General features: G+C 70.0%; 9 protein-coding genes. 5 read left to right on the top strand and 4 right to left on the bottom strand.

All coding sequences use genetic code 11. The features are described from left to right. Positions 1-274 precede the first annotated feature (274 nt). Positions 275-1,615: an acetyl-CoA C-acetyltransferase gene (locus A5711_RS16965; protein ID WP_067948478.1), complete on the bottom strand. Its 1,341-nt coding sequence runs from the start codon at positions 1,613-1,615 to the stop codon at positions 275-277. A gap of 149 nt (positions 1,616-1,764) precedes the next feature. Between A5711_RS16965 and A5711_RS16960 the strand changes: the two genes are divergently transcribed. After that, positions 1,765-3,129 carry a 3-oxoacyl-ACP reductase gene (locus A5711_RS16960; protein WP_067948476.1) on the top strand — a complete coding sequence of 455 codons (1,365 nt, stop codon included), beginning with the start codon at positions 1,765-1,767 and terminating at the stop codon, positions 3,127-3,129. Positions 3,130-3,143: 14 nt separating this feature from the next. Continuing rightward, positions 3,144-3,986, top strand: coding sequence for a MaoC/PaaZ C-terminal domain-containing protein (locus A5711_RS16955; RefSeq protein ID WP_067948474.1), 843 nt, complete (start codon positions 3,144-3,146; stop codon positions 3,984-3,986). Here A5711_RS16955 and A5711_RS16950 read toward each other — a convergent pair. The 3 genes from A5711_RS16950 to A5711_RS16940 all read right to left on the bottom strand — a co-directional run bounded on the left by A5711_RS16950 (position 3,983) and on the right by A5711_RS16940 (position 7,104). Further along, the gene (locus A5711_RS16950; protein ID WP_082953526.1) at positions 3,983-5,230 is read right to left on the bottom strand and encodes a chloride channel protein; all 1,248 of its coding nucleotides are present in this window, start codon (positions 5,228-5,230) and stop codon (positions 3,983-3,985) included. The two genes, A5711_RS16955 and A5711_RS16950, sit on opposite strands and share 4 nt — an antisense overlap. A gap of 16 nt (positions 5,231-5,246) precedes the next feature. After that, positions 5,247-5,900, bottom strand: coding sequence for a TetR/AcrR family transcriptional regulator (locus tag A5711_RS16945; protein WP_067948472.1), 654 nt, complete (start codon positions 5,898-5,900; stop codon positions 5,247-5,249). A 64-nt stretch (positions 5,901-5,964) separates the two neighbouring features. Continuing rightward, the gene (locus tag A5711_RS16940; RefSeq protein WP_067948470.1) at positions 5,965-7,104 is read right to left on the bottom strand and encodes a glycoside hydrolase family 3 N-terminal domain-containing protein; all 1,140 of its coding nucleotides are present in this window, start codon (positions 7,102-7,104) and stop codon (positions 5,965-5,967) included. A 135-nt stretch (positions 7,105-7,239) separates the two neighbouring features. On the opposite strand from A5711_RS16940, the gene A5711_RS16935 reads away from it, so the two are divergent. The 3 genes from A5711_RS16935 to A5711_RS16925 all read left to right on the top strand — a co-directional run. Further along, positions 7,240-7,440, top strand: coding sequence for a DUF2613 family protein (locus tag A5711_RS16935; RefSeq protein ID WP_067948480.1), 201 nt, complete (start codon positions 7,240-7,242; stop codon positions 7,438-7,440). Positions 7,441-7,522: 82 nt separating this feature from the next. Further along, the gene (locus A5711_RS16930; RefSeq protein ID WP_065443914.1) at positions 7,523-7,696 is read left to right on the top strand and encodes a DUF2613 domain-containing protein; all 174 of its coding nucleotides are present in this window, start codon (positions 7,523-7,525) and stop codon (positions 7,694-7,696) included. A 76-nt stretch (positions 7,697-7,772) separates the two neighbouring features. After that, a partial coding sequence (locus A5711_RS16925; protein WP_156744974.1) for a DUF3367 domain-containing protein occupies positions 7,773-9,586 on the top strand: 1,814 nt, incomplete at its 3' end.

The raw sequence follows: 9,586 nt of genomic DNA, 5'->3' as shown, positions 1-9,586 counted from the left end.
AAGCAAAAACCCCGTTCCCAGATGGGAGCGGGGTTTTTGTTTCACGGCACGCGTCGCACAAAAAGGCCGCCGCTGGATCCCCTCACTCCAGCGGCGGCCCTTTTCGTACGCCCGTCCGCGGTGACCGGCGGTCGTTTCAGGGATGCCCCGTATTGCCGTCGGGGTCGGGGGGTCAGACCACAACACGGGGTCATCCGGGCACTCGAATACCCGTCCGCCCGAATTACTAACCCGCTGTGACCGATTTCATGAACCGGCCGACCCCGAAGACGGCTCACGCCTCCAGGATCGCGGCCACGCCCTGGCCACCCGCGGCGCAGATCGAGACCAGGGCCCGTAGCGGCTTGGCCGCGCCACCCTTTTGCTCCGCCCTCTTCTGGGCGAGCTGCTTGGCGGCCTGCGCGAGGATGCGCCCACCGGTCGCGGCGAAGGGGTGGCCGGCGGCCAATGACGAGCCGTTGACGTTGAGCTTGGACCGGTCGATCGACCCGAGCGCGGCGTCCAGGCCCAGCCGCTCCTTGCAGTAGTCCTCCGACTCCCACGCCTGCAGGTGGGCCAGCACCACCGAGGCGAAGGCCTCGTGGATCTCGTAGAAGTCGAAGTCCTGCAGGCTCAGGCCGTTCCGGGCCAGCAGCCGCGGCACCGCGTAGGTGGGCGCCATCAGCAGGCCGTCGCGGCCGTTGACGTAGTCCACGGCCGCGGTCTCCGCGTCCACCAGGAAGGCCAGCGGCGGCAGCGAGTGGGCGGCCGCCCACTCCTCGGAGGCCAGCAGCGCAACCGAGGCGCCGTCGGTCAGGGGGGTCGAGTTGCCGGCCGTCATCGTTGCGTCGCCGGACTTCACGCCGAACACCGGCTTGAGCTTCGCCAGCTTCTCCGCCGACGAGTCCGGCCGCAGGTTGTCGTCGCGGTAGAGCCCGAGGAACGGGGTGACCAGGTCGTCGAAGAAACCGCGGTCGTAGGCGGCGGCCATGTTGCGGTGGCTCGCCGCGGCCAGCTCGTCCTGGTCGACCCGCTTGATGCCCATCTCCTTGGCGGTGATCGCCTGGTGCTCGCCCATGGACAGTCCGGTGCGCGGCTCGCTGTTGACCGGGATCTGGATGCCCAGGTTGGCGGGCAGCGTGCCGAGCAGCCTCAGCCGCTGGACGTTGGACTTGGACCGGCGCAGCTTGAGCAACGTGCGGCGCAGGTTGTCACCCAGGGCGATCGGCGGGTCCGAAGTGGTGTCCACCCCGCCGGCGGCGGCGACGTCGTAACGCCCGGATGCGATGCCGTCGGCCGCGGCGATGGCCGCCTGCAGCCCGGTGCCGCAGGCCTGCTGCAGGTCGAACGCCGGCGTGTAGGACGACAGCTCGGAGCCCAGCACGCATTCGCGGGTCAGGTTGAAGTCACGGCTGTGCTTGAGCACGGCACCGCCGACCACCGCGCCCAGTCGTTCGCCGGTCAACCCGAACCGGTCGACCAGCCCACCCAGCGCGGCGGTGAACATGTCCTGATTGGACGCCTCGGCATAGGCGCCGTCGGACCGGGCGAACGGGATGCGGTTGCCGCCGAGCACGGCGACGCGTCGCCGTTGCGAACTGCGCTGGTTGCTTGCCTCGGAACTTGCAGGGGCCACTGTCTTCTCCGTGTATCTGCCGTCTGTCGGTTTTGGGATGCCCGTCTGGGGCCATACTACCCACTGTTCTTACTCTGAAGTAAGTTCGTCCCCGATACGGTGGGCAGTAGGCACACCCCGACTTCGCAAGCGCATGGAAGGTAGCTCCGGTGGCTCCCAAGGTCTCGTCCGATCTGTTTTCTCAGGTTGTCAATTCCGGTCCTGGATCGTTTCTCGCCAAGCAGCTCGGGGTCCCGCAGCCCGAGACGCTGCGCCGCTATCGGCCCGGTGACCCGCCCCTGGCGGGCTCCCTGCTGATCGGCGGCGAGGGGCGCATCGTCGAGCCGCTGCGCGCCGCGCTGGACAAGGACTACGACCTGGTTGGCAACAATCTCGGCGGGCGCTGGGCCGACCAGTTCGGCGGCCTGGTGTTCGACGCCACGGGCATCACGACGCCCGAGGGACTCCGGGGGTTGTACGAGTTCTTCACGCCGCTGCTGCGCAACCTGGGCCATTCGGCGCGCGTCGCGGTGGTCGGCACCACGCCCGACGCCGCCGCCAGTCCGCACGAGCGGATCGCGCAGCGCGCCCTGGAGGGGTTCACCCGCTCGCTGGGCAAGGAGCTGCGCAACGGCACCACGGTGGCGCTGGTGTATGTGTCACCCGACGCCAAACCCGCTGCGACGGGCCTGGAATCGACCATGCGGTTCATCCTGTCGGCCAAGTCCGCCTATGTCGACGGCCAGGTGTTCTACATCGGCGAGGCCGATTCCACGCCGCCGGCCGACTGGGAGCGGCCGTTGGACGGCAAGGTCGCCATCGTGACCGGCGCCGCCCGCGGCATCGGGGCGACGATCGCGGAGGTGTTCGCCCGCGACGGGGCGCGCGTCGTCGCGATCGACGTCGAGTCGGCCGCCGAGACGCTGGCCGAAACGGCCAGCCGGGTCGGGGGTACCGCGTTATGGCTCGACGTCACCGCCGAGGACGCCGTCGACAAGATCTCCGAGCACCTGCGCGAGCACCACGGCGGCCGCGCCGACGTGCTGGTCAACAACGCAGGCATCACCCGCGACAAGTTGTTGGCCAACATGGACGACGCCCGCTGGGATGCGGTTCTGGCCGTCAATCTCCTTGCCCCGCTACGGCTTACCGAAGGGCTGGTGGCCAACGGCACCATCGGCGAGGGCGGCCGGATCGTCGGGCTGTCCTCGATGGCCGGCATCGCGGGCAACCGCGGGCAGACGAACTACGCCACCACCAAGGCCGGGATGATCGGCCTGACCCAGGCGCTGGCGCCGGAGCTGTACGCCAAGGGCATCACGATCAACGCCGTGGCGCCGGGCTTCATCGAGACCCAGATGACGGCAGCCATCCCGCTTGCCACCCGCGAGGTGGGCCGCCGGATGAACTCGCTGCTGCAGGGCGGCCAACCCGTCGATGTCGCGGAGGCCATCGCCTACTTCGCGAGCCCGGCGTCAAACGCGGTGACGGGCAACGTCATCCGCGTCTGCGGCCAGGCCATGCTGGGCGCATAGCTGAGGAGAACGCGATGAATCAGCCAAGCGGCCTGAAGAACATGCTGCGTGCGGCGGCCGGGGCGCTGCCGGTGGTGTCCCGCGGCGACCAGCTGCCCACCCGCACGGTGGACATCGAGGAAATGCCCATCGACCGCACGAACGTGGCCGAGTACGCCGGGGTCACCGGACTGCGCTACGGCAACAATGTGCCGCTCACCTATCCGTTCGCGTTGACCTTTCCCGCGATGATGTCGCTGGTGACCGGCTTCGACTTCCCTTTCGCCGCAATGGGTTCGGTGCACGTCGAGAACCACATCACGCAGTACCGGCCGATCGCGGTCACCGACGCCGTCGGCGTGCACGTGCACGCCGAGAACCTGCGCGAGCACCGCAAAGGTCTGCTGGTCGACTTGGTGACCGATGTGAGCGTCGGCAACGACACCGCGTGGCATCAGGTGACGACCTTCCTGCACCAGCAGCGCACCAGCCTGTCCGACGAGCCCAAGCCGCCACCACAGAAGCAGCCCAAGCTGCCCCCGCCCAGCACCGTCCTGCGCGTCAGCCCCGGCCTGATCCGGCGCTACGCCGTCGTCGGCGGCGATCACAACCCGATCCACACCAACCCGATCGCGGCCAAGCTGTTCGGCTTCCCCACCGTCATCGCGCATGGAATGTTCAGTGCGGCGGCGGTATTGGCCAACATCGAGGCGCGGTTCCCGGACGCCGTGAAGTATTCCGTGCGGTTCGGCAAACCGCTCGTGCTCCCCGGCACCGCGGGTCTCTACATCGACGAGGGCCACGACCACTGGGACATCTCGCTGCGCAACATCGCCAAGGGCTACCCGTACCTGACCGGCTCGGTCCGGGCGCTTTAGCCCGAGTGCGTCGGGCCTCGGCCCTTGGCAAGCACTTTCAGCCCCTGGGCGCTGGTCGCGGTCAGCAGGAAGAGCAGAAACAACCACAACGGCGGGCGGGCGAGTTCCCAGACGAAGATGGCCGCCCAGATCGGTGAGCCCTGCGTCACCGCGAGCACGCCTGCGGCCCCCGCCAGCGACACCGCCGGCACGTGGAGGCTGGTCCCGGCCGCCCAGTTGATCGTCAGCACGAGCGCCGCGCCGGCGGCCGCGCCGGTGGCAAGCGAGGGTGTCAGCATCCCGCCGGCCCCGCCGGCGCGCAGAAACAACGCGGTCAGCAAGGGTTTCAGAGCCAGAATCGCGAGCGCCGACAGCAGCGTCATGCCGCTGGCCAAGCTGACTGTCAGGATGCTGCGGCCGTTGCCGGGCAACTCGGGCCACCAATGCGAACAGATGCCCATCACCAGCCCGGCGCCGGCGAGCGCGGGGACCAGCACCCAGCTCCGCATCTGCTTGGCCGGTCGTGCCGCCGCCATCAGCCGGTTGAACGCCAGTCCCACCGCGAGGGTCAGCGGCGCCAGCAGCAGCCCATGCGCGGTCAGCAGGTACGTGGACTCCCCGATCGGCCACTGCAGGTTGGGTTCGTCGCGCGTGATGGCCGAGCCGACGGCGACCGCCAGGCTGGAGGAAATGAACGCCGCGCCGAGCGCCCGCGGCTGCCAGGTGTTGAGCAGGATCCGCGCCGAGAACAGCGCACCGGCCAGTGGCACGGCGTACACGGCGCCGAGCCCGGCGCCGGCCGCGCAAGCCAGCAACACCTCGCGGTCGCGGGGCGATAGCCGCTTGATCCAAGCCGTCCCGAAATCGCCTAGTGCCGCTGCGAATTGACGCGGCGCCCCCTCCCGGCCGAGGGATGCCCCGGAGCCGACCAGCAGCACCTGCAGCATCGCGTCGACGCTCCAGCAAAGCCGCGGTATCCGCTCGCGGCGCGCGATGGTCTCCGCCAGGGGCGGCACGTGCGTCCTGCTCCGCAGCAACCACCACCCGACCCCCGCCAACGCAGCGCCGATCATCGGCCCCACCACGCGGCGCACCGGGCTGCTGCCGGCAACGCCGACCAGCAGCGCGCCAAACGTGTAGTGATAGGTGACGTGCTGGACGAAGCGCAGCACGAACGTCGTCGCCAGCCCGGCGACCCCGGCCAGCAACCCGACGATGACTACGGCGCAAAAGAAGTCGACGTTGCGGGCGGGCGGTCGAGCCACATGACGAATGTAGGGGCTAGCGCCGGCCCGCGCTGGAGCCACCCTTCTTGGGCAGCGCCGCCGCGGCGGCCTCCCGCTCCTCGGGCCCGCCCCGCAGTCCGTGCCAGAACAGGTTGATCATCAGCTCGGCCGCCTCGTCGGCGTCGATGTCGCCGGTGCTGAGCTGGTTGGCCATCGCCTCGCCTGCGCCCACCAGCGCGACGGCCATCATCTCGTGTTCGCGGTCGGTCCGCCTGCTGCGGCTGCCGGCCCGCACCAGCCCGGCGACCAGCTCGATGATCTGTTCACGCCCCTCGCGCACCATGTGCGCGAAGGCCTGCGAGCTGGTGGCCTGGGTGTACATCACGATCCACGACGCCCGGTTGGCGTCGATGTAGCGCATGAACGCCACGATGGTGTTGCGCAGCAAGTCTTTCGGGCTCTGCGTGAAGTCGATGTCGGCGCGGACGGCGTCGATGAACCGGCCCATCTCCCGGTTCAGGCAGGCGCCGAACAGGTCCTCCTTGGAGCCGTAGTACAGGTACAGCATCGGCTTGGAGATCTGCGCCTCGGCGGCGATGGCATCCATCGAAGTCTCGTGGTAGCCGTTGACCGAGAACATCTGCACCGCGGCGTCGAGCATTTGTTGCTCACGGACAGCGCGCGGTAACCGCTTCGTGCCACCCGCCATCGCTTGCCTCTCTAGCCCGTCTATCTGACCCCAGAGTAAGCAACGCGCCGGGTCGGCACACGCTTTAGTGCCCGCAGGCGGGGCTGCGGCCCTTCATCGTCGCGACCCGCGTCAGCGCGTCGTCGACCCGCTGCGCGGGCAGCTCGCCGCCCGCCACCGCCTTCTGCAGGCGGTCCAAGACCGCGGGTACCTCGTCGGTGGTAACCCAGAGCGCGACGTCGGTGCCGGCCTGCAGGGTGCGCAGCACCGCCTCGGCGACGCCGTACCTGTCCGAGATGGCGCCCATGCTGGACAGATCGTCGGTGAAGACCGGGCCGTTGAACGGCGGAGCGCCGTAACCGACACCGTTGCGCAGCAGCTGCACCGCCGCGGGGCTGAGGCTGGCCGGGTCGTCTCCGGTCAGCCCGGGGACCTGCAGGTGGCCGAGCATTACCGCGACCGGGGTCGCGGTGATCAGCGTCCGGTACGGCACCAGGTCGAGGTTCTGCAGGTCACTCAGCGGCGGTGTCACCACACCGCCGGTGTGCGAGTCACCCGAGCCGTGCCCGTGTCCGGGAAAGTGCTTGAGCACCGGCAGCAGCCCGGCGTCGCGCAGGCCTTGTGCGTACGCCCCGGCGTACGCGATGACCGTGTTGGGATCGCCCCCGAACGAGCGGTCGCCGATCACGCCGGTGGTGGCGTCGGTGACGTCGACGACGGGAGCGAAGTCGATGGTGATGCCCAGCTCGCGCATCTTCTTCCCGCGCTCGGCCGCCAAGTCGTGGACCTGGGTGACGGTCTGGGTCTGGGCCAGCTGCCGGGGCGACGGCGCCTCGCCGATCAGCGCCCGCAGCCGCGACACCCGGCCGCCCTCCTCGTCGACACTGACCGCCAAGGGCAGCGGTCCCGCCTTCGCCGCAATGTCGGCGAGCGGGCCTTTGAAGATCGCCAGGTCCGTCCAGCTGCCGATGAAGATGCCGCCCACGTGGTAGCCGTCGACCACCGAGCGGGCGTCATCGGCGTTCTTCACGCCCACCATCAGCAGCTGGGCCAGCTTGTCGCGGACCGGCAGCTTGGTGACGTCGCCGCAGGCCGGCGGCGCCGGGGCGGCCGCAGGCTTGCCGGCCGAGGTCGACGGCCCCGGTGGCCGGGCGGCGTGGTGAGCGCAGCCTGCCAGCAACGCCGACACGGAGACAAGCACGGCCAAGGTGCGCGAAAATGACATCGGGCCATGCTTTCATGGCGCTATCCGGGCCTCCGGATCTGGGGAGCGACGAGGTTTTCGTCGGGGGTTTTCTTCTTCGGCTGCGGGGGCACTACTGGGCTGGTGCCAGCGGGGCTAGGGGGCAAGATGCCAGCGTTGACCGGTTTCACCCTGGCCGCGGCGGCCAGCATCGCGGTGGGTCTGTCGGTGGGTGTCGCTACGACGGTCGGCGTCACGCTGGCCGTCGCCGACCACGGCGTGGCACCGGCGCGGGGCCATCCGGCTTCGCTTAACCCGCTGGGCCCCCATCAGGTCCAATACGGCGACCGGTGCTTTCACGGCCACTGCCTGCCCTGACGAGCGCGCCGGGGAGCCGACGCCCTTCTGCTAGGTTGGCGCTAAGCCGACTACGTTTTCCCGATGCTGTTAGGAGCCGTCGATGAACCGGATCATTGCGCCCGCCGCCGCGAGCGTGGTGGTTGGTCTGTTGCTCGGCGCGGCAGCCATCTTCGGGATCACCTTGATGGTGCAGCAGGACACGAAACCGCCACTCCCCGGGGGCGATCCGCAGTCGTCAGTTCTCAACCGGGTCGAGTACGGCAACCGTAGCTAGCGGCGAAGCCGGGCGCAGTGGATCGCCGCCTGCGGACTCAGCGGCGATAGCGGCGGCCGGCGCGCCGGATGCACGCCTGCCGGTCGCGCCCGTTTCGCGCCGATGGTTGTGGTTGGTCGGTGCGCTCGCCTGCGCGCTGACGTTCGGCCAGTCCCCCGGCCGGGTCTCCCCCGACACCAAACTCGACCTCACCGCCAACCCGCTGCGCTTCCTGGCCCGGGCCACCAACCTGTGGAACAGCGACCTGCCGTTCGGGCAGGCGCAGAACCAGGCCTACGGCTACCTGTTCCCGCACGGCACCTTCTTCGCGATCGGCCATCTGCTCTCCGTGCCGGGATGGATCACCCAACGGCTCTGGTGGGCGCTGCTGCTCACCATCGGCTTCTGGGGGCTGTTGCGGGTCGCCGAGGCGCTCGGGATCGGCAGCCCGGCGTCGCGGGCGATCGGCGCCGCGGCGTTCGCGCTGTCGCCGCGGGTGCTGACCACCCTTGGATCCATCTCGTCGGAAACCCTGCCGATGATGTTGGCGCCGTGGGTGTTGCTGCCCACGATCCTGGCGCTGAAATCGGGGGGGCGGGCTTCCGTCAACCGGTCGTTGCGAGTGCTCGCCGCGCAGGCCGGTCTGGCCGTCGCGTTGATGGGGGCGGTCAACGCGATCGCCACGCTGGCCGGCTGCCTGCCCGCGGTGATCTGGTGGGCGTGCCACCGGCCGAACCGGTTGTGGTGGCGCTACACCGGGTGGTGGCTGGTGTCGCTGTTCCTGGCGATGCTGTGGTGGGTTGTCGCGCTGGTGATGCTGCGTGCCATCAGCCCGCCCTTCCTGGACTTCATCGAATCCTCCGGTGTGACAACGCAATGGTCGTCGCTGACCGAGATGCTGCGCGGCACCGACAGCTGGACCCCGTACGTGGCGCCGACGGCCACCGCGGGCGCCCCGCTGGTGACCGGCTCGGCGGCCGTGCTGGCCACCTGTCTGGTCGCGGCGGCGGGGCTGGCGGGACTGGCCAGCCCGCGGATGCCGGCGCGCGGACGGCTGGTGACGATGCTGCTGGCCGGTGTGGTGTTGATGGCCGCCGGTTACAGCGGCGGGCTGGGCTCGCCGGTGGCCCACGCCGTGCAGGCGTTCCTGGACGCCGGCGGAGCGCCGCTGCGCAACGTGCACAAGCTGGGGTCGGTGATCCGGATTCCGATCGTCCTGGGCATCGCCCAGGTGTTGGGCCGGATACCGCTGCCCGGTCGGGAGCCCGTCTCGGCGTGGCTGCGCGCGTTCGCCCACCCCGAGCGCGACCGGCGGGTGGCGGTCGCGATCGTCGTGTTGACGGCGCTGATGGTGAGCACCTCGCTGGCGTGGACCGGCCGGCTGACCCCACCCGGCACCTTCAGCGCGATTCCCCGCTACTGGCAGGAGACGGCCGACTGGCTCAGCGAGCACAACACGGGCACGCCGGTCCCCGGCCGGGTGCTGGTGGCCCCGGGGGCGCCGTTCGCCACGCAGGTGTGGGGCACCAGCCATGACGAGCCGCTGCAGGTGCTCGGCAGCAGTCCGTGGGGCGTGCGCGACTCGATCCCGTTGACCCCGCCGCAGACCATCCGGGCGCTGGACTCGGTGCAACGCCTGTTCGCCGCCGGGCGTCCCTCAGCCGGCCTGGCTGATACCCTTGCCCGCCAAGGCATTTCGTATGTGGTGGTGCGCAACGACCTGGATCCGGATACGTCCCGCTCGGCGCGGCCCCTCCTGGTGCACCGCGCCGTCGACGGGTCCCCGGGGCTGCGGAAGGTGGCGCAATTCGGCGAGCCGGTGGGTCCCGGCACCCTGGCGGGCTTTGTCGCCGACAGCGGACTGCGTCCGCGCTACCCGGCCGTAGAGGTTTACCGCGTGGAGGTCGCCGG

Source organism: Mycobacterium sp. E2238 (assembly GCF_001672665.1).
In the GTDB taxonomy this organism is placed as follows: domain Bacteria; phylum Actinomycetota; class Actinomycetes; order Mycobacteriales; family Mycobacteriaceae; genus Mycobacterium.
This window is presented reverse-complemented; position numbering and strand designations above follow the sequence as displayed.